The organism is Kurthia sibirica (assembly GCF_003143975.1).
GTDB lineage: Bacteria > Bacillota > Bacilli > Bacillales_A > Planococcaceae > Kurthia > Kurthia sibirica.
Window position 1 is genome coordinate 1 of the sequence record NZ_QFVR01000008.1, and the last position, 25,509, is coordinate 25,509.

At 36.2% G+C, this 25,509-nt stretch carries 23 protein-coding genes; 4 read left to right on the forward strand and 19 right to left on the reverse strand.

Going from position 1 to position 25,509, the window contains the following annotated elements; all coding sequences use genetic code 11:
* Positions 1–473: 473 nt before the first annotated feature.
* The 7 genes from DEX24_RS07505 to DEX24_RS07535 all read right to left on the reverse strand — a co-directional run bounded on the left by DEX24_RS07505 (position 474) and on the right by DEX24_RS07535 (position 11,995).
* Positions 474–1,496 carry a hypothetical protein gene (locus tag DEX24_RS07505; RefSeq protein WP_109305805.1) on the reverse strand — a complete coding sequence of 341 codons (1,023 nt, stop codon included), beginning with the start codon at positions 1,494–1,496 and terminating at the stop codon, positions 474–476.
* Positions 1,497–1,693: 197 nt separating this feature from the next.
* Positions 1,694–3,313 (reverse strand): hypothetical protein, encoded by a 1,620-nt coding sequence (locus DEX24_RS07510; protein WP_109305806.1) that lies wholly within the window; start codon positions 3,311–3,313, stop codon positions 1,694–1,696.
* A 135-nt stretch (positions 3,314–3,448) separates the two neighbouring features.
* Positions 3,449–5,254 (reverse strand): ABC transporter ATP-binding protein, encoded by a 1,806-nt coding sequence (locus DEX24_RS07515; protein ID WP_246131511.1) that lies wholly within the window; start codon positions 5,252–5,254, stop codon positions 3,449–3,451.
* A complete protein-coding gene (locus DEX24_RS07520; protein ID WP_109305807.1) occupies positions 5,251–6,984 on the reverse strand; it encodes an ABC transporter ATP-binding protein in 1,734 nt (577 codons plus the stop codon). The genes DEX24_RS07515 and DEX24_RS07520 overlap by 4 nt, the downstream gene beginning before the upstream one ends.
* 75 nt (positions 6,985–7,059) lie before the next feature.
* Positions 7,060–8,286, reverse strand: coding sequence for a GNAT family N-acetyltransferase (locus tag DEX24_RS07525; RefSeq protein WP_109305808.1), 1,227 nt, complete (start codon positions 8,284–8,286; stop codon positions 7,060–7,062).
* Positions 8,287–8,335: 49 nt separating this feature from the next.
* Positions 8,336–10,267, reverse strand: a complete 1,932-nt coding sequence (locus DEX24_RS07530; protein ID WP_109305809.1) for a thioredoxin domain-containing protein — start codon at positions 10,265–10,267, stop codon at positions 8,336–8,338.
* An 882-nt stretch (positions 10,268–11,149) separates the two neighbouring features.
* Complete coding sequence (locus tag DEX24_RS07535) at positions 11,150–11,995, reverse strand: YitT family protein (protein ID WP_109305810.1); 846 nt, start codon at positions 11,993–11,995, stop codon at positions 11,150–11,152.
* A gap of 169 nt (positions 11,996–12,164) precedes the next feature.
* Here DEX24_RS07535 and DEX24_RS07540 point away from each other — a divergent pair, with 169 nt between their 5' ends.
* The gene (locus DEX24_RS07540; RefSeq protein WP_109305811.1) at positions 12,165–12,542 is read left to right on the forward strand and encodes a hypothetical protein; all 378 of its coding nucleotides are present in this window, start codon (positions 12,165–12,167) and stop codon (positions 12,540–12,542) included.
* Positions 12,543–12,834: 292 nt separating this feature from the next.
* On the opposite strand, the gene DEX24_RS07545 is transcribed toward DEX24_RS07540, so the two are convergent.
* From DEX24_RS07545 to DEX24_RS07575, 7 genes are all read right to left on the reverse strand, one after another.
* On the reverse strand, positions 12,835–13,299 hold the full coding sequence (locus DEX24_RS07545; RefSeq protein ID WP_170112880.1) for a universal stress protein: 465 nt from the start codon (positions 13,297–13,299) through the stop codon (positions 12,835–12,837).
* A gap of 101 nt (positions 13,300–13,400) precedes the next feature.
* Positions 13,401–15,140, reverse strand: a complete 1,740-nt coding sequence (cysI, locus tag DEX24_RS07550; RefSeq protein ID WP_109305813.1) for an assimilatory sulfite reductase (NADPH) hemoprotein subunit — start codon at positions 15,138–15,140, stop codon at positions 13,401–13,403.
* 14 nt (positions 15,141–15,154) lie between these two features.
* A complete protein-coding gene (locus DEX24_RS07555) occupies positions 15,155–16,900 on the reverse strand; it encodes an assimilatory sulfite reductase (NADPH) flavoprotein subunit (RefSeq protein WP_109305814.1) in 1,746 nt (581 codons plus the stop codon).
* A 16-nt stretch (positions 16,901–16,916) separates the two neighbouring features.
* Positions 16,917–17,063, reverse strand: a complete 147-nt coding sequence (locus DEX24_RS07560; RefSeq protein WP_109305815.1) for a DUF2292 domain-containing protein — start codon at positions 17,061–17,063, stop codon at positions 16,917–16,919.
* The gene (locus tag DEX24_RS07565; protein WP_109305816.1) at positions 17,063–17,794 is read right to left on the reverse strand and encodes a sirohydrochlorin chelatase; all 732 of its coding nucleotides are present in this window, start codon (positions 17,792–17,794) and stop codon (positions 17,063–17,065) included. The genes DEX24_RS07560 and DEX24_RS07565 overlap by 1 nt, the downstream gene beginning before the upstream one ends.
* An 11-nt stretch (positions 17,795–17,805) precedes the next feature.
* Positions 17,806–18,564: a uroporphyrinogen-III C-methyltransferase gene (gene cobA, locus DEX24_RS07570; protein WP_109305817.1), complete on the reverse strand. Its 759-nt coding sequence runs from the start codon at positions 18,562–18,564 to the stop codon at positions 17,806–17,808.
* Positions 18,565–18,659: 95 nt separating this feature from the next.
* On the reverse strand, positions 18,660–18,839 hold the full coding sequence (locus tag DEX24_RS07575) for a YezD family protein (protein ID WP_109305818.1): 180 nt from the start codon (positions 18,837–18,839) through the stop codon (positions 18,660–18,662).
* Positions 18,840–19,029: 190 nt separating this feature from the next.
* On the opposite strand from DEX24_RS07575, the gene DEX24_RS07580 reads away from it, so the two are divergent.
* A complete protein-coding gene (locus DEX24_RS07580) occupies positions 19,030–19,563 on the forward strand; it encodes an isochorismatase family protein (protein WP_109305819.1) in 534 nt (177 codons plus the stop codon).
* 109 nt (positions 19,564–19,672) lie between these two features.
* On the forward strand, positions 19,673–20,617 hold the full coding sequence (locus tag DEX24_RS07585) for an alpha/beta hydrolase (RefSeq protein ID WP_109305820.1): 945 nt from the start codon (positions 19,673–19,675) through the stop codon (positions 20,615–20,617).
* 119 nt (positions 20,618–20,736) lie between these two features.
* Here DEX24_RS07585 and DEX24_RS07590 read toward each other — a convergent pair whose 3' ends face one another.
* Positions 20,737–21,792, reverse strand: a complete 1,056-nt coding sequence (locus DEX24_RS07590) for an acyl-CoA dehydrogenase family protein (protein WP_109305821.1) — start codon at positions 21,790–21,792, stop codon at positions 20,737–20,739.
* Positions 21,793–21,805: 13 nt separating this feature from the next.
* Positions 21,806–22,324, reverse strand: a complete 519-nt coding sequence (locus DEX24_RS07595) for a DUF4242 domain-containing protein (protein ID WP_109305822.1) — start codon at positions 22,322–22,324, stop codon at positions 21,806–21,808.
* A gap of 119 nt (positions 22,325–22,443) precedes the next feature.
* Between DEX24_RS07595 and DEX24_RS07600 the strand changes: the two genes are divergently transcribed.
* Positions 22,444–22,887 carry a winged helix-turn-helix transcriptional regulator gene (locus DEX24_RS07600; protein WP_373863594.1) on the forward strand — a complete coding sequence of 148 codons (444 nt, stop codon included), beginning with the start codon at positions 22,444–22,446 and terminating at the stop codon, positions 22,885–22,887.
* 21 nt (positions 22,888–22,908) lie between these two features.
* On the opposite strand, the gene DEX24_RS07605 is transcribed toward DEX24_RS07600, so the two are convergent.
* From DEX24_RS07605 to DEX24_RS07615, 3 genes are read right to left on the reverse strand one after another with little or no spacing between them, the layout of a single operon-like run.
* Positions 22,909–23,667 (reverse strand): ABC transporter permease, encoded by a 759-nt coding sequence (locus tag DEX24_RS07605; RefSeq protein WP_109305824.1) that lies wholly within the window; start codon positions 23,665–23,667, stop codon positions 22,909–22,911.
* Positions 23,664–24,608, reverse strand: coding sequence for an ABC transporter substrate-binding protein (locus DEX24_RS07610; RefSeq protein ID WP_109305825.1), 945 nt, complete (start codon positions 24,606–24,608; stop codon positions 23,664–23,666). The genes DEX24_RS07605 and DEX24_RS07610 overlap by 4 nt, the downstream gene beginning before the upstream one ends.
* A gap of 11 nt (positions 24,609–24,619) precedes the next feature.
* Complete coding sequence (locus DEX24_RS07615; RefSeq protein ID WP_109305826.1) at positions 24,620–25,396, reverse strand: ABC transporter ATP-binding protein; 777 nt, start codon at positions 25,394–25,396, stop codon at positions 24,620–24,622.
* Between the last annotated feature and the right edge of the window lie 113 nt (positions 25,397–25,509).

Genomic DNA, 25,509 nt, shown 5'->3' on the forward strand with positions numbered 1-25,509 from the left:
GGGACTTAAGTTAAGGGTTTCTTGTTTGGAAATCATGGTCGCACCACCTTTAATTAGTAACTACTATTATACGTGACCGGGCGAGACCACATTTTAACCCATGAATAGTACAAGTTGATGGAGTGCAAGCGGCGACTTCTGCGGGAACAGCACGAGCGGAAGCATCCGGATTGAGCGAAGCGAGGGAGAAGGCTGGAGCCGTGCCCGCGAAAAGCGCCCGCCGGAACGGAATCAACGGCTACGAGGAAAAGCGAGGACAGGAACGAAATTCGTTCCTGTCCTCGCTTATCTGTGCATAAGTGGACTTTTTCAGTGCCCTCGGTGATGCTAGACTCTTTTTAACTTAATGCTTGTCCGTTATGTGCACAGTAAATACCTAGCATCATTGTAATTCGAATTTTGCATAAAAATAAGAAGCGATAGTAGTCAAGCACCGTAACTGCTGACTCAATTGCTTCTGTAAAATGATTTAATTATGAATGATTTAAGTGAATAATGCGTTGTTTTTCATGGATGGCATATTTTGATAAGTCTGTATCATTGCGAATTAAATAATCTTCTAAATAAATCATCCATTCGTCCACAGAACTCGACGTAATTTGCTCTTTTATTTCTTCCATATTCCAAAAACCCATCAATAATTCCTCAATGAATTGCTGCATATCCTTTGATAAATCCTTTTGTGCAAGAACAACCGCTTCCTCACAATCAAAATACGCTCGCCCTGTTCCCAATTTATTGACCGCATTAGACGATAATCGATCAACATCTTTTACAACCATAAATGCAGTCTTAATACCATCGCGTGTACCAATTAAATTAATGCCAAAACTATCAAGCGGGACGGTTAGTTTTACATTCGTAAATTTAAGATGTTGTAGTAATTTTGCATAATATAGCGTTAGTTCATATTCAGTCATAACTTCAACTGGCGTAACTGTTGTTTTTTGTTCTGAATATTTCTTATGTATTTTTTGCAAATAACTTTTTGCAACAACTAATCTATTTGACGCTTGGAAGCGATCAAGGGCAAAAGAAACATCCTTTTTCGTTAAAGAATTGAGTATTTTTTCTTGTGGCAGCTTTTTAATTTTAGTCATAGCATCCTTTACATTGTATGCACCAATTAAGATGAGTATAAGGGACATCATTATTAATAAACCATTTGACCACATCCACATATACGCTGTGCTCACTGCGACAAAATAGCCACCTAGCGATTCAATCTGAATAAACAGCGGTGCAAAAAGCCATGGTGTTACTTGAAGATAGAACGCTACTATTAATCCTAAAAGAAATTGGCTATAAAGAGACCTTTTTCTTTTTTTTAACTTACTATGGTCTATTTTCGTATTATCATAGTTTATTTGTTCTTCAAGTTGAATGATTTTTACTATATTTAATTTTGCACATTCAGGACAATAAAGGACAAGTTTATCGTCTTGCAAAACTTGATTCTGCTCACAATTATGTCGTTCGCAAATATAAGTTGTCATACGACTACTCCTTTAAACTATCCTATAATATTCTGGAACTTCTATCATTATAGTCAAATATAACAATTATCGCATGAGTTATTAATATCACATTATTGTTTTTTTTTATGCATCTAAATGAATAAAAAGAACCATAAAAAAAGAAGGATTTCTCCTTCTTTTGGAATGTATCCAATTTTCATTAGCTGTCAATCAATTTATTCTAGTTCAAAACGAATGTTTTCAATCACTTCTTTATAGATGGATTGACGACTATCCGGGTTATTAGGCATGCTCAACGTATACATTTTTTTCTTATTATTGAAGTTTTCAATCAATTTAGAATGATTCATACGGATAGCCATCACTTCTTGAATTAAATTCACCTGTTGTTTTTCTTCTAAATAACGAATAATATGTTCTTGCGCATGTACGAGCGAATCGAAAGCATGTAAGCGATTTTCGGCACTTACAAGACGCGTTATTCGGTAATCAGATGTCATGTAAACATCTAGAATTTGTTGTTCAAGCGCGATGAAAATACTTTGAATTTCTTTAAAAATAGTCGTTTTAGCCACTTCAAAAGAAGTGATTAAATCCTTGTAGCAAATTGCAATTTGTTGTTGAGCTAATAAATCATTTTGCAATTTATTTTTGCGCATATTGCGTACAGCCTCACTATAATGTTTATTACAAGTAATAAACTGTCGCGTCTGAGCGTTTAATTGTAAATTGTTTTTTTCTAAAAATTCTTGTAGTTGATAACCTGTTTCTAGAGCATTGTATTTATTTCTATATTCTGTAAACTGATGTTCTAATTTTTGAAGTTGCTGTTCTGTTCTTTTAGTAAATTCAATAAGTTGTTTTTCATTTTTTAACGCCTCTGATAAAATTTGATATGCTTCTAAATAAGGATCCCGATTCATTAGGTTCTTCATCTCTTGCATAAAGCGTTTAATCCACTGAATGACACGCTTATCAATTAACTCATCGTAGTCTTCCACATTTAGTGCGCTGCTTTCAAAAAACTTCAATAGCTCTGTAAAACCACTTTTTTCAAGAAGTTGTGCATCATTTACTTTTTGTGCCGCTCTAAGTTCATCAACTGACATGGGTAGTTTTTTAATCGTTGCGTATACAGCAGATTGTGAAAATATGTCTGGTAATACTTGATCTTTTTCCACAACAAACAGTAGTTTTTTACTTGTCGATTGAATATGATTTACGAGTGTTTGTTCAGACGGAAGTCCTCTAAAACGACTATTTGTCAACCAGACCGTTGCTTGACTTCTCTTGATAAAATTTTCTCGTATATACAATGACTTACGATAGGATGATGTATCAAACAATGACATTGTTTTTAACAATGGATGATTGATTCGAATGTCTAGATAATCAAGACCATCTCTCATAATTTGAGAACTAAATGTGTCTGATATCGCAAATAATTCAATTTGATCTACTGAAAAATTCGCTATTTGTCCATCTAAAAAATAAGCGACTAACTCTTCTTTTTCACCATAGCGTATGACCGAATTCACATACGAAATACCATGATATTGTAACGGCATTAAGTCACGATTTAATAATGCATTAATAAAAAATGATTTATTCGTATAGAGATCACCAATCAATAACACATTTAAAATATAGTCCGAATCATTGATTATTTCCAGTAGTTTTTTTGCTGTTTCTTTAACATTCGTATTTTTTTGTAAATGGGAATAAATCTTTTGCAGTTCTTTATCTGCGACTGAAATATTTTTCATAGGTACTTGTCCCCCCATTTGAATAAGTTGATCATATTTCGTGCTTGCCATATGAGATTTATTTTCCATGTAAGCTACAAACCCCTCTTCTACTTACTTAGTATACATGAAATAGCTGATAATTATCGTTATTAGTTCATACATTTATTCAACTTTAGCGGATTTTCATCTATTTATTCAGTATTTCAATCCAGTTTAAAATACCTAGTGTTTATTATTTTGTGACTGTAATTCAGCATAAAAACCATTTTGCATCATCAATTCACTATGCGTGCCTCGCTCAATAATTTGTCCTGCATCTAAAACGAGAATTTGATCTGCTGCCTCAATTGTTTTTAAGCGATGGGCAATAACAAAAGATGTTCTACCTTTCATCAACGCCTTTAAACCTTCTTGAATATATACTTCTGTGCGTGTATCTACTGACGAAGTTGCTTCATCTAATATTAGTAAATCAGCATCTTCTAATACGGCTCGAGCAATTGCAATAAGCTGTCGTTGACCTTGGCTTAAATTGCTACCACTTGACACAATCGGTGTATCATATTTTTGTGGTAAATAGGTAATAAATTTATGTGCACATGCCAATTTTGCTGCCGCAACCACTTCTTCATCTGTAGCTTCTGGTCGACCAAAACGAATATTATCTGCAACCGTACCTGAAAATAAGTAGGAATCTTGTAAAACAACACTAATTCGCTTGCGTACATCGCCAATTTTAAATGTCGTAATAGGTTGTCCATTAATAAGAATTTCACCACTATTCGATGTGTAAAAACGACTTAATATATTAATAATCGTCGTTTTACCAGAACCAGTTGTACCAACAATCGCAATCATTTCGCCTGCTTTTGCTTGTAATGAAATATGGTTTAATATTTGTTTTTGTCCATCATAACTAAAACTCACATCATTAAATTGAATAAAACCATCTATTTTTTCGAGCGGTTTTTTTTCTTGATCATCTAGGAATTCACTTTTTTCATCTAAAACTTCAAAGACACGTTCTGCTCCGGCAATTGCCGATTGAAGTGTGTTGAGTAAATTAGAAATTTGGTTGATTGGCCTAAAAAACTGTCTCGTATAAGTTGTAAAGGATGCTATAATACCAACTGTTGCTCCGCCTGACAAAGTTAAAATGGCACCAGCACCAATGACGAGTGCCAGACCAATATTATTCAAAAAGTTATTCGATGGGCCTAGCAAACCAGAAGTTATTTCTGCTTTTAATGCTGATTGCTTATACGTCTTGTTTAACTGATTAAAAGCTTCGACTTTATTCTGTTCTTGACCAAAAAGAGTAACGATCTCTGCCCCCGTAATATTTTCTTGTATATGGCCATTCATTGCACCTAAATCTTTTTGCCTTGCTGCATAGTTTTTTCCAGAACGTTTTATGATGGCCTTCGAAAAATAAAACATTGCCGGAATAATGATAAAACTGACAAGCGCTAATTTCCAAGAAATATAAAACATTGCGGCTGCTGTACCAATAATCGTCAAGAGGGATGAAATCATTTGCACAATACTTTGACTAAGTGCTGTATTCAAATTATCGACATCATTTGTAACACGACTCATAAGATCCCCTGTTGAATGCCGATTATAAAAAGACATCGGTAACACTTGAAAATGTTCAAATAAATCTTGACGTACTTTTTGAATTGTACGCATCGAAATTCGAATCATTAACAAAATTTGAAGCCATGTAAAAATACTTATCGCAATGAAGATGGCGCCTAAATAGAGAAGTTGTGTTATCGTGCCATCAAGGTCTCTCGGTATAATATAGTTATCGACAATTTGCCCTAAATAATAAGGTGCATAGACCGTTAATGCTGAGGAAGCAATTACTAAAAACATCACAATCCAGAGCGCAAGCTTGTATTTGCTAATATAGTGCCAAATTCGCTTAATCGTTGCTTTTTTATTTTTCGGTTTTTCTTGAGAAGCAGATATGCCTCCTCGTCCTCCGGGATGTCCTCCCATAGGTCTAGGTGCATTAGTCATGTAAAAAGCCCCCCATTCTGCTGTTGTAGTTCGAATGTTTCACGATACGCTACGCTACTTAGCAATAATTGTTCATGTGTACCGATTGCTATAATTTTACCGTCCTCGAAAACAGCAATTTGATCGGCATTTTGGATAGATGAAACTTTTGAAGATACGATAATGACTGTTTTATCAATAAAATCTTCCGCAATTTGTTGCTGAATTATTTTTTCCGAAATGGTATCAACAGCAGAAGTTGTATCATCTAAAATCAAAATATTTGCGTTGCGGATAAATGCCCTTGCCATCGCAATGCGTTGCTTTTGACCACCAGATAAATTACCGCCATTTTGTGTCAGTTTAAATTGTAATTGTTGATCGTATTGTGATACAAAATTCCAAGCACTTGCTTGATTTAAGGCTTTCACCATTTGAGCCTCTTTTGCCTGTTCATTACCAAATTTTAAGTTGGAAGCAATGGTCCCTGTGAAGAGCGTTGCTTTTTGAGGTGCAATAGCAATTTGAGAGCGCAAATAATTGACATCATATCGTTCAATTTTTTCACCATCAATTAAGATTTCACCCTGCTGAGCATCATATAAGCGTGGAATCAAATTTAATAAAGTTGATTTACCAGAACCCGTCATACCAATAAAACCGATTGTCTGCCCCTTTTTTATATGCAATGTAATATTTTCTAAAACATTTTCACCATGATCATGATAAGCAAAATTGATGTTTTTAAATTCAATATCCCCTTCAATTGGTTTGATGAGTCCCCCATTTTCTTTTAAATCGTCTTCTGTCAAAAGAACATCTTTAATTCGTGTGGCTGAAGGTAGGGCACGTGCAATTTGCATCAATACCATCATACTCATCATCAGACCACCCATAATAATATTCAAATAGTTAATAAATGCTAAAATAACACCAATTTGCATAGTACCAGTGTCTATTTTTATAGCACCTAACCATAGTGCCGCAATAATCCCCATATTAATAATAAACATCGATAATGGGCCTAAAAATCCAATTAATATATTAGCATTTTGATTATGTTTTGTTAATGTAGCATTCAACCCTGTAAATTGAATAATTTGTTCTTTTAATCGATGGAATGCTTTTATTACTTGTATACCTGCTAAGTTTTCAGATAGCTTCGTATTTACTGCATCCAAAGCTCTTTGAACTTTACCAAATATTTTCCCAGAGTACATAGTAAATAGTGCAATAAGAATGATTAGAATAGGGACAATAATTAATAAAATAGGAAACAGTTCTCTAGCCGTCAACCATACAATAATAATCGCTCCAATAAACATTAATGGCCCTCGAACAAATATACGTAAAGTCATCATTAACGCTCGTTGTACCATTTCAATATCACTCGTTAAAATTGTTACTAACTTACCTGTGCCTACTTCATTTCTTCTACGTGCAGAAAAATAACTCGATACTTCATATAAATCAGCACGAACATCTGTCGCTAAATTCAAACCGACTTTCGAACTTAAATAAATACAGCCTAAACCACCAATTAAACCAATTACGGCAACGCCAAGCATAAGAAATGTATAATTTAACACAGTGTTAAAATCATCATTTGCAATGCCATCATCAATGATATATTGCATGATTGTTGGCTGTAATAAATCTGTTATCACTTCCACAACCATTAAGAGTGGCGCTAATATTGTAATTACGATATATGGTTTTAAATATGTTAATAAATAGCGTACACCTGCCATCTATAGGCTCACCCTTTCTAATCCATAGAAACGCACCTATAGCTCTAGGTGCGTTGTCTTTACTGAAATTGTATATTAGAAATAATCAATAAAACTAGGAACATTATTTGGAATTAGTTCTTCAAATAACTCCACAACCTGATCATTTGGGGCCATGATTCGTTCAATACTATATAAATATTGTGGACGAATATAACCCAATAACATCGTTGTTAACGTTTGAATCGTCAGTTGGGGTACATTTTCTAGTAGTTCATCACTCCATTTTGTCGCTGTGACAATGCCCGCTTTACTGCTAATTTCAAACGTCCCATTATTCCACAATGCAATCTTGTCTTCAACGGCAATTTGAAGTGAGAAATCATCTAATCTGAATGGGAATTGTTCTACAAATGGAATCATATCTACGATTCGCGCCATGAAATATGGCGATAAATTCTGTTTAATCTCACTATCTTGCATAAGGAATGCTACCGCTTCCGTACCGCCTGTTTTACCGAAGACATGATATACCATCGATTTATGGGCATTTATAAAGTTCCATAACCCTTTTCTTGCTTCATTATTTAAGTAGATTAACTCATCGACATAGAAATTTTCTTCCATAATGCGATAGAAAATATAGCCGATGGGTTCATTTGTTTCTGGCTCATAATAAACGGCAGCTTGAAGTTGTGTATCACTCCCTTCAAACTTTTCTTCCCAATAACTCTCTTGAAATTTTTCATTCCACGCAATCGCATTACGCACCATAGAGCCATGTTTTTCACGGGCATATTGATCGTAAATACTAATAACATCGGCATGATCTTCTAAAACGCGTCTTACTTGCCCTTCTATATTGTCGTAATAAGGCATTTGCGTATCCTTCATTTGATATTCGACAATATCACTCATAATTTCAAAACCCTTATTGCGATAATAAGGAATCGAATACGGATATAAGTAAGAAATTGTTTGCCCTTCTTGTTTCATATTTTCAAGGCTGTTATAAATTAGTTTATGCATTAAACCATGTTTAGAATACTCTGGATACGTACCAACTGCTGTAATTCCACCCATATCATAAATTTTACCATGAATATTCACTTGAAATGGCAAATTCAAAATTTGTGATATTAGGTGATCACCATCAAACCAACCGATCGCTTTCCCTTCACGAAATTGTTTTGATTTTGCATTAATGAAGAGTCGATCTTTATGCATCGAGACATTAATTTGAAATACATAATTCAGTAACTTAATAAATTGATTCATTTCTTCGATTTTAATTTCTCTCATTGACAAATGTTGCTTGGTCATGGTTCCACTCCTTAGTATTGTTGACGCCTTAAATATTTTGAAATTTCTCCTATTGTTTAGATACTTTTTCTAACCACTCATTTGCCTCTTTTGGTGATTTCATCGCTAGATAGCATGTTTGCTTACTACAGATTTGGACTGAAAACGGCGCACCATTTGTGTATGTCCAACTATCAAATGGTCGATATTGTTGTTGTACAGCGCGTAGAAAATCCATATCCTGTGCAATAATATGAATTTCAGCACCTTGTGCTTGTTCCAGTAGCTCTACTTGTAAGAGCGAAAGTGTGGAAGAAGGGTAATTCATAATATCTTTTGAAAAAACCGTCAGCTGTTGCAACGCTTTTTGTTCGAATTTTTGATTGCCTATTATTTTAGCTAATCGATACCCTTCTACCGCCATTATGGCGTTACCTGGTGGCAAGGCACCATCTAAAATTGAACGCTGATTCACAATCAATTGTTCATGATTGCTAGAAGATAAAAGGTAACCACCATTGTCTCGATCACCAAAGTTTGCATTAATGTAGTTGAAAAGTTTTTTTGCTTGTTTCACATAGTAATCATCCGTTGTTAAAAGCGCTAATTCATTATATGCCCATAACAAATAACTATAGTCATCTAAAAAAGCTTCCCTATTGGACTCATTCGTACTGTATAATTTGCCCTCATTCATATGTCTGGTCTCTAAAATCTGCATTAGTTGTATCGCTAAATCTTTATACTGATCATCTTGTGTTGCCTGTGCTGCTTTAGAAAAGGCTACAACAACTAAAGCATTCCACCCAGATAATTTTTTCTTATCTACATGTGGATAGTGACGTTTTTGACGAAGTGCCAGCAATTGCTTACGTTGCACCTCAAATTGTTTTGCCATCTGTGGGAAATTATCATTTTCAATTAAATTGAGTACATATTTTCCATCTAGATGAGGGGCATCTTGCGCACCAAAAGCCGCCGCAAAATCTGCCGGCAACTCATCTTGTCGCCAGGTGTAATATTCTCCTTCTTTGCCTTCACTATCTGCATCAATAGCCGCATAAAAACTACCATCCTCATCTTGCATTTCTGCAATAAGAAAATCGATTGTTTCAGCTATAATCATTTTGTATAACGGATTCTTTGTTAGTTGGTACACTTCTGAGTAGGCGATTATCATCAATGCTTGATCATAGAGCATTTTTTCAAAATGTGGGACCAACCATTGTTGGTCGACTGAATAGCGACTAAAACCGCCGCCAAGATGATCATAAATTCCACCACGGTAGAGATGCGTTAAGGTTTTTTCGACTAGAAATAAGGCCTGCTGATCATCATATAATTTACTATATTTCATCAAAAATAATAGTTGACTCACCGATGGGAATTTTGGCGCAGTACCAAAGCCGCCATATAGCCCATCAAAATGATTAAATAATGTCTTGTATGCATCCTCGGCAATTGTCGGCGATATCATAACAGGTATCGAGAAACTTTGTTTTACTAGACCCTTTTGTAGACTTTGTCCTATTTGTTGCACGCGTGAATTTTCTTCCTTATATACTTTCGCAATATAAGCAATTAAATCCAGCATGCCTGGCTGCTGGCCAACGCTATATTTTGGAAAGTATGTGCCTGCGTAAAATGGAAGCTGTTGAGGCGTTAAAAAAACATGCAGTGGCCAACCACCAGAACCCGTCAACATTTGACAAACATTCAAATACAATTGGTCAATATCGGGTCGTTCTTCACGATCTACTTTAATATTGATGAAGTTAGCATTTAATAATGCTGCAACTTCTTGATCTTCAAAGCAGTCGTGTGCCATCCTATGACACCAATGGCATGTTGAATAACCAATGCTGACAAATATTGCCTTATTTTCTTTTTCAGCTCGATCAAAGGCTTCCTGTCCCCACGGATACCAATCGACAGGATTAGACGCATGCTGTAATAAATACGGTGATGTTTCATATTGCAACCGATTTTTATTAATCACCATTCTTTCGTCTCCTCTATTACTATCTATTTTTATATGGTAAATCTCCTTCTTTATTATACTCGAATTAGCTTATAAAGAACGCTTGAAAAGCTTTTACTTCACATAAATATAATATAAAATTTCTTTTTTTATACTTCACACTCTACTTATTTGAATTATCTGGTAATCCGTTACTGCTAGCAGTCTATTTTTGCCATCTAATTCACCATTTTGATTCCAGTTGATGCTGTCCATTCATATTGTTAGCCGAGGCTATTTACTATTCCGCTCAAATACGACGAAAATAATTTTCTTGCACGAATAAAATTCTGATTCTTTGATTTCCCATCATGACTAGCAGTGCATATTTGATGTAAAAAGGATTTTCTCTCATAATTTGTTCCTTTTTTAGTATATGTGCTTAGCTATTTATGAAGAGTTTAATGCATGAAATACATCTGAACAATTACTAGGAGTGCTATGCTTTGTTGCTGCCACTAGCTTACAGGAGAAAGGCATCAAGCATTTGAGGTAATATAAAAACCACCTCAGAAATATAAGGTGGTTAACACTCTCATCTACTTGGCGTTATTTTTTATTGAAGCGTCGCTTTTTCCCCAGTTTGTTGGACCTTCATCACCTGCAATAAATTTAGTCCAATATCCCCCAGAAACCTTACCAAAAATGATTATATTATTTTCGCTTGCAGGCACTAATTCATATCTCTATTTGTTGTTTTCATTCATCCGATTTGATGATTCATGGTCTAGAGATGATGCTAAAAATAAACCTACTATTGAAACAATAACTTTTTCAGAAAATAGCCAAAATAAAAAAACGAACAGTTTCGTTCGATTTTTTGGGTTCACTGTATAAATAATTCTATTTGAAAAATGACTACCCTTATTTTTTAAAATCTTTAGGTAATGTAAAACCACGACCCATAATATCCGATGCATTTAAAAAGATAACAAAGGATTCTGACTCATGACTTTGTAAGAGTTCCTTTAGATAAACAGCTTCTGCCTGTTCTAAAACACTAAATAATAAAGCTTTTCGTTCTCTCGAATAGCCACCTTCAGACCAAATTTTTGTAAAGCCACGATTGATTTCCTCGTGAATTAGCGTACGGATATCTTCTTCATGATCAGTAACAATCAATACGAGCTTAGATGATGAGGTACGTAGTTGCACAAGGTCAATTACCTTGCTCGTAATAAAAATCGCAATCATGGCATATAGTGCCAATTCCAGATTAAAAACAAACATTGCGGCAAATACGACAACCGCATCAATGATCAATTGTGCATAGCCACTCGATAATCTAAAATATTTTTTTAGTAACTGACCGATAATTGTCGTACCACCTGTCGAGCCATTCGCTCTAAATACTAAGCCTAGTCCAATACCTGTTAAAATACCACCATATATGGATGCAAGCATTGGATCATGGACTTCAAAAGGAAGCTTAGACGTTGCCAATATAAAGAGGGGGAGCATTATTGTTCCGACCAATGTTTTTGAACTAAAACTTTTACCTAGTAATGTATAACCTACTATAAATAATGGAATATTAATGGTTAATTGTACGACTGTTGGATTCCAACCATATAATTCGAAAAGTATCGTGCTTACACCGACAATACCACCTGCAGCAAGCTTAGCTGGTAATAAAAATGCATTAAATGCAATTCCTAAAATCAATGTCCCTACTACCATTAATAGATACGAACGAAGCTCTTTTACCATATTTTAAAATCCTCTCTTCACATGTTCTACAATCGATTTTACAGAGTGATATCTTGCAATACAATAGCAGGCCGATAAGTAGAGCTATTCAGTTTTATTAGGTCTTTTTGAAATTTTTACTAGTTATTGTATACGGTAAAAAAGGTATAGTTTTAATGGAGGTGTTTTTATGATTAATTGGCAGCGATTGACTATTTCCCTCATCACGCTCTTATTTGTCAGTTCGTTCATTTTCACTACCGTACAAGCAAAAAAGAGTCCTACTGAACGTACAACATCCCTTGGTACTGGCCTGCCTATTAAGGGCACAGCAACAACTACTGAAAAAAAAGCTAAAGATGACGAAGCTTCTGTAAAGGAAACAGCACAACCATGGTCAATGGCAACAACTGCAAATTCTTCACCTGAATCTGCAAACGACAGCGTTTTTGTTCAACAAGAATTACCACAAACGAGTAGCGCTTATTCTTTCTCGTCTCTTATAGGTTTTCTACTCATTCTATGTTCTCTATTCCTAATGAACAGGCAACAAAAAACGCCGGCATAATGTATGCTGGCGTTTTTTCCATCTTATATCATGCTAATTGAGAAACTTTGCAACACAACCCGTTTTTGGATTTTTAAAGGCTTATTTAGGTTTTACTCGATTTTCAGTTTGTGGCAACCAAAGATTCGAAAAAAATTGACTTTGCGTTAATAGCCACAATTTTACGAAGATCGGCAGCTGAAATCTACAAGCAGTACTTCATGCAAACAGGGAAATTGCCGAAGCAATTTCCCTGTTTGCATGAACGGAGACCACCCTTTGTCATAGCCCCTTCATCTTCTAAATTTCATCGTTATTTCCCTTCGTTTTCTTCATGCTCTGCCGCATATTTCGGGAAAATTAACACGGGGATTTTCGCTTTAGATTGTACGGTACGACTAACACTCGACACATACTCACGCAAGCCGGTAAATCCTCTATTGCCAATAACAATTAAATCTGAATGATGTTCATCAGCATGGTCTAAGACAGCACTTGCTGCTCCTTCATTATAAATAAAACCTTCCACTTTATTCGGTAAATCTCCGAATTTAGTTTTTGCTTTTAAAATAATTTGATCTGCATAACGCAACATTTCTGGAGCACCTACATCAAAATTTTTCTGCATTGGTGACAAGGCTTCCGGTGGTCCTTCATATGAGTAAATAATGTCCAGATCAATTTCATTACTAAGTTTAAGTATTTCTTTAACGTATTCTAACACGTCATTTGATAAATCGGTGTCATTATAGGCAACAACTATTTTTTTTGCAAACATACATATACCTCTTTTCAAACTTAGATTTACATGCTTTCTGTATACGTTCATTTTGCTACTAATTATCAAGGAAGTCCACTCAAAACAGTATTAAATAACTATTATTTTGAATTTTTTGCAATTTCATGAAAGTTTCTACCATCCGTTGTTGCTGTTACATAACCTGCTCGAATTGTAAAATCACCAAAATGTTCATCTTGTAGTCGGGTTTGTGCATAGTGCTTTATAATGGGTGTTAGTTCCATAATTATTTCTTCTTCAGCAATATTTTCTCGATAGATTTTGTTCAGTCGACTACCATTAAAAGCTGCCCCCAAATACATATTGTATTTCCCAGGTCCTTTGCCGATAAAACCAATCTCACCGATTGCTGCACGAGAACAACCATTTGGACAACCCGACATACGGATAGTTATTTCTGTTTCTGATAGATTATTCTGTTGTAATAATCTATCAATCTTGCTGATTAGTGATGGTAAATAACGTTCTGCTTCCGCCATGGCCAGTCCGCATGTTGGCATGGATACACAGGCAATAGAATTTCTCCGCAACGCTGAGTAATGGGCTCCATCTGTTAAATGATAGCTCTTAATGAGTTCATCGATTTTTTCTTTCTGTGCTGTCGTAACATCTGCAATGACTAAATTTTGATTCGGCGTCATGAAAAAGCGGCCTTGATGAATCTTAGCAATTTCACGAATCCCTGTCATTAATGGATAATCTTCGAAATCTTTAACGCGACCATTTTGAATGAATAATGTCATATGCCATTTTTCGTCAGTACCTTGCATCCAACCATAGCGATCACCCGTACGTTCAAAGTGAAACTCTCTGGCTGGCTGCAATTCAAAAGTTGTACGCTTATCAAATTCTGTTAAAAACCAGTCAATTCCATAGCGATCAATCGTATATTTAAAACGAGCATTTTTGCGTTCAATGCGATTACCGTAGTCGCGTTGAATTGTGACGATTTTTTCTGCTGCTTCTACTAATTGCGATGGCAGGACAAAACCAATTAAATGACCGAGTTGTGGATAGGTACCCTCATCACCATGTGTCATGCCCATACCACCTCCTACAGTTAGATTAAAACCGATGAGTTTATTTTTTTCTATAATCGCAATGATCCCAATATCTTGCGAATAAATATCGGTATCATTACTTGGTGGAATCGCCATACCAATTTTAAATTTTCTTGGTAAGTATAATTCACCATAAATTGGTTCTACTTCTTCAGTTTGTGGCGTATCTATTACCTTTTCACCATCCAGCCAAATTTCATGATACGCGCGGGTATGAGGCAATAAATGCTCACTTACTGTAACAGCCCACTGATAAACCTCCTCATGCACCGCTGACATAGATGGAATAACATTACACATTACATTGCGATTGACATCACCACAAGCAGCTAATGAATCCAGTAGGGCATTGTTCATTTCCTGCATATAGGCTTTCACATTCCATTTTAAGATGCCATGTAATTGAAAAGCCTGACGTGTTGTAATTTTCAATGTACCATTCCCATATTGATGTGCCATTTTATCCATCATAAGCCATTGCGCTCCTGTCGCAGCTCCACCAGGTGTACGCACACGAATCATAAATTGATAAGAAGGCTCTAATTTTTTCTGTTGCCTTTCATCCCGTTCATCTCGATTATCCTGCATATAACTACCATGAAATTTAATCAAATTTTGATCATCTGTCGGAATCGAGGCACTGAGTGGCTCGGCCATAGACTGTTGTAGTGTCCCTCGTAAATAATTGCTCGCTTTTTTGATTCCTTCATTTGGGGCTGTCTGACCTTCTTGTGGTGGTAACACAATTTTCCCTGTCATATCATTGTCCTCCTCTAATATACATCACGTAAATAACGTTTTTCTGCTAGTAAAGTCACTAAATAATGTTGTGCTTGCTGCTCCGTCAACTGTCCATATGTTGCAATTACTTCTAGAATCGCTGTTTCCACATCTTTTGCCATCTTTTTTTCATCACCACAAATATAAATAACCGCACCTTTTTCCAACCAATTATAAAATTCGGCACCTTTTTCGATAATGCGCTGCTGCACATAGATTTTATGTTGTTGATCACGTGAAAAAGCAACATCCATAGAGGTCAATACACCATCATTCAAATAGCGTAACCACTCGGTTTGATAAAGAAAGTCTGTCATAAAATGTTGGTCGCCAAAAAATAACCAAGCGCTTCCTGTCGCCTGTTGCTCCTCCCGTTGTTCCATGAAAGCACGGTAGGGTGCAATACCTGTACCCGCTCCAATCATAATAATCGGCTGATTGCTTGCTGGCAGCTTAAAATCCTCATTTCGCTGCACGAATATTTTTAGTTCATCGCCAATTTGTACTTCATTGGCTATGAAACCACTGCACACGCCATCATAATAATGATCATCAATCGCATATCGTAATTGACCTACTGTAATATGTACTTCTTCTTCATGAACAGCTAAGCTACTGGCGATAGAATAAAGTCGGGCAGGTAACTTCCGTAACTTGGACAATAATTGTGCGGCTGTAAGAGATGTGATTTTCGCGTACCGTAATAAATCGACAATATTCCGACCTTCTCTCCAGTTTTCATGCGGTAAATTTTCTACTTCAAATTTAGCGATTAAAGGTTTTGTTAATACAGTTATTTCATAATGATAAAGCAACGCTTCTGTCAACGTGATTTCTATCTGGTCAATCGTTACTAACTGCTGACCGTCCAGTGATAACTGCATTAATAATGCGGCTACAAGTTCTTCATTATTTTTAGCGTAAACGCCTAAACTGTCACCAGGTTCATACTCTATACCTGCGTTTTCTAAAGACAATTCAAGATGATATGTCGCCTTATCAGAACCTGTCATATTTAAATTGATTTTTTCTAATACTTTCGCAGAATATGGCTTTTTCTTACTATAATTTTCTGTAGAAACTACTTTTTTTAGCGGTGCGTCTACTTGATTAAGTTGACCACTTTGTGCCATCAGTTGCTGTTGTACGGCCGTAAACCAACATTCTGCTTCCTCTTCGTAATCCAAATCACAATCGACTCTCGGCACAAGTGACTGTGCTCCAAGTTCGATGAGACGTTTGTCAAAATCAATACCGGTTTGGCAAAAAAGATCATAGGATGTATCACCTAAAGCCAATACTGCATAATGGCTGTTTGCAAGTTTTGGCGCGCGCTCAGAATGGATGAAATCATAGAAGGTTTTACTATTGTCAGGTGCTTCTCCCTCTCCTTGCGTGCTTGTGATGATGAGTAGGTTTTCTATTTTTTTTAATTTATTCACTGGAAAATCAGCCATTGACTTAACCGTTGTAACAACTTGATTTTGTGCCAATTCTTCACCAAAGCGCTGCGCTAACCTTTTGGCATTACCTGTTTGAGAACCATAGAGTATTGTCGCGGTAACTGTTTTTATCAGTGAAGTGGTTTCTTCTACCACCATTTTGGAAGTGTTGTTTAGCGTTGCTGTTAAATAGCCATTGAGCCATATCTTTTGTTGCTGTGTTAGATTTGCCATTACATCATTTAATAATGTCGCTTGTTTTTCATTGAACGGACTATTGACTACTTCCAATAACATTGTGTATGCACCTCGACTATTTTTTTAGTAGTATTTCTTCAGATTTTTCAATTTGTACGACACGAGAATCTTGCACGATTATACGAATAGAGCCACTTTTAATAGTAGGCATTAGTTCAATTAGTTTTAAAACGACCGCTGATTCCTTGTTAACATAACCCATCAAATAACCTCCTTTAAAGACCAGTTTGCAATATTTTGTAGCACGGACTCTATAAATGCTTCTTTTGTATATTTCATTTTACCAAGTGGCTGTGCAATGCGAATCCTTTGTTTATCTGCCATTTGTATCGCCTCTAAATTTTTCATTAACAACCCACTAAAAAGTAAATAAGGAACAAAAATCACGTGATCATATGGCGTTTTTTGTAAGAGATCTGTTACATGCGGGCCTCTACCATACAAAAAAGCAATATTGACTTGACGATACATGGAGTGTAGTTTAAAACGGCTAGCAATCTCCGAAAAATCACGTTCAATATTTGGGTGTGAACTTCCTCTACCTACTAGAATAATTTGCGCTTGTTCGCAATTTCCCATCGGTGCAAGTTGTTCTGCAATTGCTAGAATCATTTTTCTCTTCAAACCGATTGGTTCCCCTATATGCATAGCAATATGAGGAGTCTTTCGACGGCAATTATCGACTAATTGCGGAATATCTGATCGTATATGTTGTGCTGAAAGTAACAATAATGGCAACACTAATATTTCTGTTGCGCCTCTTGTTATACAAGTCTGCATTCCCTCTTCAAGCGTCGGTGTGGCCAACTCTAAAAATGCTATTTCTTGAATCGCCATTGGAATAGCTCGTTGTACACTTTGAATAAATGCTTGTGCCTCTGCAATACCTTCTTGAAGCCTTGTACCGTGTGCAATATATAATATGGCTTTCATTTTGATCCCCCCTATTGTAAAACCGCTTGTTGTTCTTTAAACCAATTAATTTTATTGTGCATTTTAACCACTTCACCAATGATAATAATACTTGGATTACTAATATTTTTTTCTGTCACAATATTAACAATCGTCTCAAGTGTCCCTGTCACTGTGCGTTGTTTATCATATGTTCCCCAATGAATAAGAGCGATTGCGGTCTCCTTATCTTTGCCGTAGTGTATCAGTTGTTTAACAATATAAGGTAATTTTTGCACACCCATATAAATCGCAAGTGTATCGACGCCCTGTGCTAAATTTCGCCATTTTATCGCATCCTCCTTGCCTTCTTGCATATGCCCCGTAACGATGGCAAAACTCGAGGCTAAATCACGATGTGTCACGGGTATACCAGCATAGGCAGCTGCTGCAATACCCGATGTGACGCCCGGTATAATCTCAAAATCAATTCCATGTTCTGCTAGTACTTCTGCTTCCTCAGCTCCACGACCAAAGACGAATGGATCTCCTCCTTTTAAACGGACGACCATCTTCCCCAATGAGGCATAATAAACTAATTGTTCGTTGATGGTTTGCTGAATCATCGCATGCTGTCCTGGGAGCTTTCCGCAAAAAATCACTAACGCCTCTGGACGAGCATTTTTTAATAATTCATCATTCAGTAATCGATCATATAAAATAACGTCTGCCTGCTCAATAACACGCAAGGCTTTAACTGTTATTAACTCTGCATCCCCTGGGCCAGCCCCAACAATATATACTTTTGACATCTATTTTCCTCCTCTTAATAGACAAAAAGAGGCTCTCATCATTGCGGCTTGAATCACCGATGATTGAGAGCCTCTAGTCGTCTAGTCAGCTTCAGTTATTTAATGATTATTTTATTCGTTACTGTTTCAGGTTTATGCGAAAAGCGATGTTTTTCTAAGCGGTTAATCTGAACAATTTTGCCGTTTTGGATTGCTATTTGTACTTCTCCAAATTGAATATCCGCAATTGCTTTTTCGATAATATGTAGGTGACTGTCATTTAATGGTGAAGACAAGTGAACCACTCCTCTTTTAATCCTAAGTAAATCAATAGGAATTGTTTGTTGAATTAATATTAGTATTACAAACACATATTGTCAACATTATTTCCCAATTAAGTATAAATTACTTACTTTTCGCATTATTTTTTTGCGAAGTAGAGAAAATTACGGTACGATATAATAAATTTAGTAAGGGGGCTAAAAGATGAATTTAGAGCAAACTGCAGTTGTCGTAATAGATGTCCAAGGGAAATTAGCCACTTTAATGAATAATGCCGATCATACCGTGCGAAAAATAACACAATTAATTCAAGGTGCCAACGTCTTAGAACTACCTGTTTTATGGTTGGAACAGTACCCAAAAGGACTCGGACCAACTGTCGATACAGTAGCAGCTGAAATGATTGGCACGCCTATTGAAAAAATTACATTTAGCGCTTGGCGTACAGATGAGTTTAAAAAAGCTTTGATTGCTAGCGGTAAAAAACAGGTATTACTCTGTGGAATCGAAGCACATATTTGCGTCTTCCAAACAGCTAGAGATTTAAAAAATGCCGGTTTTATCGTTGAGGTCTTAGCCGATGCTACTGATTCTAGAACAGCTATTGATTATCAAATCGCTTTGACACGTCTACAACAGGAGCATATTTTACTCACTTCTGTTGAAATGGCATTATTTGATTTAGTAGAGGTCGCTTCAGGCGAACAATTTAAGAAAATTAGTAAAATTGTTAAATGAACGAATGAGGTACATATTATTTGTACCTCCTACGCTCTAATACCTACTAAATGCATAGGTTTAATACTTTATGGTATACTCGTTGTATTACAATTGGAGGTGCTAAACGATGGAAGAAATATTTTTAACGCGCGCAGCAAAAAATTATATAGAAGCATACGGTAATGATAAAATCTTTTCAATTGATGATGGGCAAGTTAGCGTAGACCGCCGCTTGCCTCAACAAAAAATGATTAACCTCTCCTCTATAGAAAAAACGTTAAATACACATTTTTTGGCACGTGATGGGGAAACTATACGAAGTCGTATTTACATCCCCAAACATGACGGACAAGAATTGCCAGTAATCGTTTATTTTCACGGAGGCGGTTGGGTTCTTGGCGACATTGATTATATGGATGGCGGCTGTCAATATTTAAGTCACTTTAGCAAGGCCATCGTCATCAGCATCGAATACCGTCTCGCTCCTGAGTACGCTTACCCAACTCCATTATACGACGCATATGATGGGCTATTGTGGGCTGTGAAAAACGATTTGCATCTCCCGATTAACTTTGCTGCGATAAGCGTTGCTGGGGATAGCGCTGGAGGTAATTTAGCTGCTGCAGTTTCTGCCCTGACTATCGAATTAAACGGCCCTAAACTGCTGAGTCAATTATTAATTTACCCCGCATTGGATGCGACAACTAAGCGTGCTAGCTACGATCATTACGGAGAGGGTTTTGGTTTAAATAAATATGAGATGAATGATTACTATGAACATTATATTCAGCAAAGACAAGATTTTCATCATTTCACAGTATCTCCTCTTTTATTTACTAATAAGAAATTGTTACCGCCAACAATCATTATTTCTGCACAATACGATGTATTAAATGATGAAGCGGCGCAGTATATAGCAGACTTACAGGCATATGACATTGTAACTGAGCATCATATACTCCCAGGCCTTATTCATAGTTATTTTAGTAAAATGGACTATTTTGAAGTTGAAACAGCGGATACAACCAAGCGATTAGCACGTTTTATGCTCACCCAATTAAATACTAAATAACAGTGGAATTTGAAGCTAAACAGATCATATGAACTGTTTAGCTTTTTTAGTAATGTCATTTTAATAACATAAAAAAGTATCGAGAACTGACAGTCACTCTCGATACCTTTTACTTATCATTAACTTGTTTGTAGCCTCAATGCTGTCATTTTTTCCAATTGTCTAATAGTTGGCGTTAAATTCACATAAAAATAGCCTTCTCTCAACTTGCGCGAACTGACACTTCCTGCGATGTAACCAGCGGAACCATTATGCAACATACTCGCTTGCGTTGCCTCCAATGTTGCGTATGCACTCTCCAACCTAAGATCAATAATATCCGCTAGCACAGGCTTGTTAATAATATGTTGCAACCTTTGTTGAAATAAACGTTCTTTTTCAAGAATATCACTTGCTTGTAGCGGCAAATATTGATTGCTACCATTTTGTTTCCCCTTCACTTTTTCAATACACTGTACCGTAGCGTTCATCACGCCTAGGCCTAGTGGAATTTGATAGGCAATAAAGTATGGCCGAATAATCGTACAAAAATGACGGGCATCATGAGCAAGAATATCATCATTTGATACGATAACATTCGTAAATTTACATGCGTATGTTGCACTACCGTTTAAACCGATAAAATGTGCTTTTTCCTTTAAGACAATGCGTGGGTCAGTCGTGTTAATGATGAACATTACTTCTGTTCCATCATCGACTTGTGCCAAAGCCCCAAACCAATGGTCATGTCCTAAATTGGATACTGATGGCAATATACCGTTGATCACATAACCCGTCTCGGTTCTTTCTGCCGTTAAATATAGTTTCTCTAAATCCGCATAAAATTTCATTGGATTTGATAATCCTGTTGCTCCCATCGCTAAACCAGTTTCAAGCGGTTCTAAAAGTTTCGCTTGTAACTTATGATTTGCTGTATGACGGATATACGTCAGTGCAGCAAGATGACACCATAAACAAAATGCCGTCGTCATACAGATTTTTGAAGTTTCATAAACGAGGGTACATCCATCCTCAACTATTTCCTCAGGTGTTTTATGCGTTGATTTAAGAAAACCACGCTTACCTAGTTGCACTAAATATTCCTTGGCATAATAAGCTTCTTCATCGACGTTTTTCACATAAGGTACTAGTTCATTGACGAGTAACTGCTGCAATGCATTTTTATCTATCGTCATCTTACTCTCTCCTTTAGTCTGCTAGTTCTGTTAATGATGAGATTGGTGTTTGAACTGCTTCACGAGCACGTTTTACAGCTGCTTCATCTGGTGCTTCGTAAAAACATAAGCATTTTGACATATCTTCACAAACATAGGTACGTGAAAAATGAACTTCTGGAACCTCTTCATAATGCACAGAATTTTTCTTCTTGCGCGCTAAGTACTGATCCATCGTAATTTCTGCTGGTATTTCCCATTCGACTAAATAATTTACTTCTTCTGGTTTACTTGCTTTTAATGCCTCTAACGCTTGTCCAATCAAACGAACTTGTTTTGAAAGATCCGCCGATAAATTAGCTGCGTTAAATGCATCAATTGCCAGTTGTTCTTCTGGCGCTTCAACAATGACATAGGCACGTGAAAAATCTTTTGCTACTTGCACGTCTAATACTGTAATAGCTTCGTTGTTATTGATTGCTTTTACTGCTTCCTCAAATTCTTCCTTTGTACGAATACCTGCAATGACTGATTCAACTAAATATAAATTCATAGTATTTCCCTCCGATTAATATGTTTTATGGTTATGTGAGTTATTTTATTATACTCACTCCTAAAAAGCAACTGAATTTTCAAAAAATTATTTTTTATGGTAAACTATGCTCAAAAGGAGTGAAAAAATTGAAAACAAAATATGATCTACCGTGTAATATTGCTCAAACACTAAATATACTAGGCGATCGTTGGACGCTCTTAATCTTGCATGAACTACTAGTTGGCGAAACAAATTTTAATACGATCAAAGAAAAACTTCCTGGTCTTTCGGCTAATTTATTATCACAGCGCTTAAAATCATTAGAAGATGAACAGATTGTAAAATCTGAACTCTACTCGAGTCACCCCCCTCGTTATGCCTATACACTCACAGCTAGTGGACTGGCCCTAGAGGATATTTTTAATAGCTTTATTTTATGGGGGAACCATTATGTAACACCTTGTTATAAAGAACTCGTCAGCGTAGAAGATGATGTGGCTGTCGAAATAGGTTATTATCGCAAAGATAACGGTCAACGTGTTGAGGCTATTCATGCGAAACCAATATCAACTAAGGTTTAAGCGTAGTTGATATTGGTTTTTTTATGCCGAAAAATACTTATGCACGACCCACTTTTCAGCAAAATGTATTATACGATCCAATATAAAGCCGATGATACCAATTGTTAAAATTGCCATCATCACCACATCTAAACTCAACGAATTACGTGCATCCACAATCAAATAACCCAATCCCGACTGCGCTCCTACCATTTCTCCAGCTACGAGAAAAACCCATGCGCTTCCCAAAGCTAAATGTAATCCTCCAGCAATGGCTGGAAATGCTGCTGGAAAGATAATTTTGCCAATTAGCTGAACATTGGATAACTCTAAATTTGCCGCCACTTTCAAATATAATGGATCAACACGTTTTACAGCTGTAATCGTCGATAAAAGTACTGGGAAAAATGCTGCTATAAAAATAATTACAATAGCCGGCATATTCCCAATACCAAACCACAAAACAATGAATGGAGACCAGGCAATCGGTGATACAGGTCGCAATAATTGTACAATCGGATCTAAAATTCCCCACAATAACGTCAGTCTCCCTAGTGCTAAACCGAGTAAAATCGCGAGTATAGCCGCTGCGCTATATCCAAGTACAAAACGATACATACTAATTCCAATATGGGAAATTAATAGACCATCACTACTATATTTTTCAAAGGCATAAAAGACATTTTTAGGTGATGGTAGTAATGCCTCTGGATAGTTTCCCACTGAAATAATTAGCTGCCAAATTGTTAAAAATAGTAGCGCACTTATTACTAATAATCCGCTTTTCCTCATCATGCTCACTCCTTTTTGGTTAATAATGTCGCATCCACAAACTCATCATAGCTCGGCGGTTCTTTTGCGAGCTTCATTTCCTGTAACCCGATACCTAATTTTTCATATTCCTGGCGAGAAATAGTCAAATGATCATACGAAATCCATTGCAGTGATTGCTCAATAATTTCTGGTTTCACTGGTGAATAAATATGAATTTGTTGCTGTAAAAATGCATCTTTTTTCTCCGCCACTTCACCAGCTTCAGCGTAATCTCCGACAAAATGCTGCGTAATCTTTTTATTATTTTTAATAAAATCACCGCGTAATACTAATCCACAATCAATTGAATTTTTCCAAATCTCATCTGATTTCATTAACACACTGCCTTTTTTCAAGGCTAATGCAACAGTGCCAAAAGGCTCCGCTACAATATAACCAGCAATACGTCCTTCACTTAGTGCAGCTGGCATCTCCGCTGGCATTAATTCCACGACGTTAACATCGCTATCCTGTAAACCATGCTGCTTTAACATCGTATGTAATAATAAATTATGTGTCGAATATTTATTTGGAATGGCAAACGTTTGACCTTTGAGCTGTTCAACCTTTGTAATTGTCGGTGTCGTTACAACAATATTCCCCTCTCGATGTCCTAGGGCGACTGCTTTTAAATCGATTCCTAGCTCTTTCGCTTTCATTGCGAGTTGGATTAGTACAGATGCCCCATCTATACGCCCTGTATTAAGTGCATCCATTAAATCTGGCCATGAACTGAATTTTACGAGTTCTAATTTATAGTGGGCATTCTTTTGTTGCAGTTTTTCTTGTACAAAAAGAGGTGCAGCATGGGTAATCGGTAAATAACCTATTTTTATCGTTGGTTTTCCCTCCTTTTGCACCTCGCTTGTTGAACAGCCTGTTAATATAGCAATTGCTAGCATGATCACGATCGATAATAATTTACGCATGCCCTTCCTCCTTAAATATTAAATTCAATCGTCTGTTGTTCCTGTGTAAACTGAAATTCTTTAAAAATAGCTTCTCTATAATATTGAAAATCTGCAGATGCTCGTTCTCTTGGTATGGATAATTTCACTTGAAATTCCTTTTGAATTTCACCGGAATTTTGATTTAAGATGATAATACGATCCGCCAAATAAATGGCTTCATCAATATCATGTGTCACGAGTACCATTGTTGTTTGCTCCTCATTTTTAATTTTTACCAATTCATCTTGTAAATAATAGCGCGTAAAGGTATCTAATGCTGCAAATGGCTCATCAAATAGTAATACCTGTGGTTTCATCACAAGAGCCCTTGCTAAAGCGACACGTTGTTGCATTCCACCAGATAAAGCATTTGGCATTGTTTTTTCATTTTCCGTCAAATTAACTAACCCTAAATAATAGTCTGTTCTTTCTTGCTGTTCTTTTTGTGCTAACTTTATACCTTCAAAAGCAAATTCAATATTTTTCCGGACATTTTTCCAAGGTAATAAACCATAGTTTTGCATGAGCATGACACATTGACGTGTTGGTTTGATAATCTCTTGCCCGTTAAACAATGCCTGCCCTTTTGTAACACATTCAAATCCACCTAAAATATTTAATAATGTACTTTTTCCACAACCACTTTTACCCACTAATGCAATCGTTTCTCCCTTCTTTATTTGCAAAGAAATATTATTAATAACTTGTTTTTTACCATCATAATTTTTAACAATATTTTTTAATTCTAGTATAATCTCGTTTGTCAAATCGCCACTCCTTTAATTCCTATTTGTTTTGTATGTTTTAAACAATATAATATAACTTAGTATAAAAAAGCAACTCATTATTTTCTAACTATTCAATTTTCAACAAAAAAATG

What these genes read in the sequence shown, in the direction of transcription:
- DEX24_RS07555 (WP_109305814.1), bottom strand. Translation starts at nt 16,900, where the DNA reads ATGTTATTGGAAGTAGTCAATAGTCCGTTCAATGAAAAACAAGCGACA.
- DEX24_RS07595 (WP_109305822.1), bottom strand. Translation starts at nt 22,324, where the DNA reads ATGAATTTATATTTAGTTGAATCAGTCATTGCAGGTATTCGTACAAAG.
- cobA (WP_109305817.1), bottom strand. Translation starts at nt 18,564, where the DNA reads ATGTCAAAAGTATATATTGTTGGGGCTGGCCCAGGGGATGCAGAGTTA.
- DEX24_RS07540 (WP_109305811.1), top strand. Translation starts at nt 12,165, where the DNA reads ATGATTAATTGGCAGCGATTGACTATTTCCCTCATCACGCTCTTATTT.
- DEX24_RS07530 (WP_109305809.1), bottom strand. Translation starts at nt 10,267, where the DNA reads ATGGTGATTAATAAAAATCGGTTGCAATATGAAACATCACCGTATTTA.
- DEX24_RS07560 (WP_109305815.1), bottom strand. Translation starts at nt 17,063, where the DNA reads ATGGGTTATGTTAACAAGGAATCAGCGGTCGTTTTAAAACTAATTGAA.
- cysI (WP_109305813.1), bottom strand. Translation starts at nt 15,140, where the DNA reads ATGACAGGGAAAATTGTGTTACCACCACAAGAAGGTCAGACAGCCCCA.
- DEX24_RS07610 (WP_109305825.1), bottom strand. Translation starts at nt 24,608, where the DNA reads ATGCGTAAATTATTATCGATCGTGATCATGCTAGCAATTGCTATATTA.
- DEX24_RS07535 (WP_109305810.1), bottom strand. Translation starts at nt 11,995, where the DNA reads ATGGTAAAAGAGCTTCGTTCGTATCTATTAATGGTAGTAGGGACATTG.
- DEX24_RS07510 (WP_109305806.1), bottom strand. Translation starts at nt 3,313, where the DNA reads ATGGAAAATAAATCTCATATGGCAAGCACGAAATATGATCAACTTATT.
- DEX24_RS07545 (WP_170112880.1), bottom strand. Translation starts at nt 13,299, where the DNA reads ATGTTTGCAAAAAAAATAGTTGTTGCCTATAATGACACCGATTTATCA.
- DEX24_RS07515 (WP_246131511.1), bottom strand. Translation starts at nt 5,254, where the DNA reads ATGACTAATGCACCTAGACCTATGGGAGGACATCCCGGAGGACGAGGA.
- DEX24_RS07505 (WP_109305805.1), bottom strand. Translation starts at nt 1,496, where the DNA reads ATGACAACTTATATTTGCGAACGACATAATTGTGAGCAGAATCAAGTT.
- DEX24_RS07580 (WP_109305819.1), top strand. Translation starts at nt 19,030, where the DNA reads ATGAATTTAGAGCAAACTGCAGTTGTCGTAATAGATGTCCAAGGGAAA.
- DEX24_RS07520 (WP_109305807.1), bottom strand. Translation starts at nt 6,984, where the DNA reads ATGGCAGGTGTACGCTATTTATTAACATATTTAAAACCATATATCGTA.
- DEX24_RS07590 (WP_109305821.1), bottom strand. Translation starts at nt 21,792, where the DNA reads ATGACGATAGATAAAAATGCATTGCAGCAGTTACTCGTCAATGAACTA.
- DEX24_RS07525 (WP_109305808.1), bottom strand. Translation starts at nt 8,286, where the DNA reads ATGACCAAGCAACATTTGTCAATGAGAGAAATTAAAATCGAAGAAATG.
- DEX24_RS07585 (WP_109305820.1), top strand. Translation starts at nt 19,673, where the DNA reads ATGGAAGAAATATTTTTAACGCGCGCAGCAAAAAATTATATAGAAGCA.
- DEX24_RS07565 (WP_109305816.1), bottom strand. Translation starts at nt 17,794, where the DNA reads ATGAAAGCCATATTATATATTGCACACGGTACAAGGCTTCAAGAAGGT.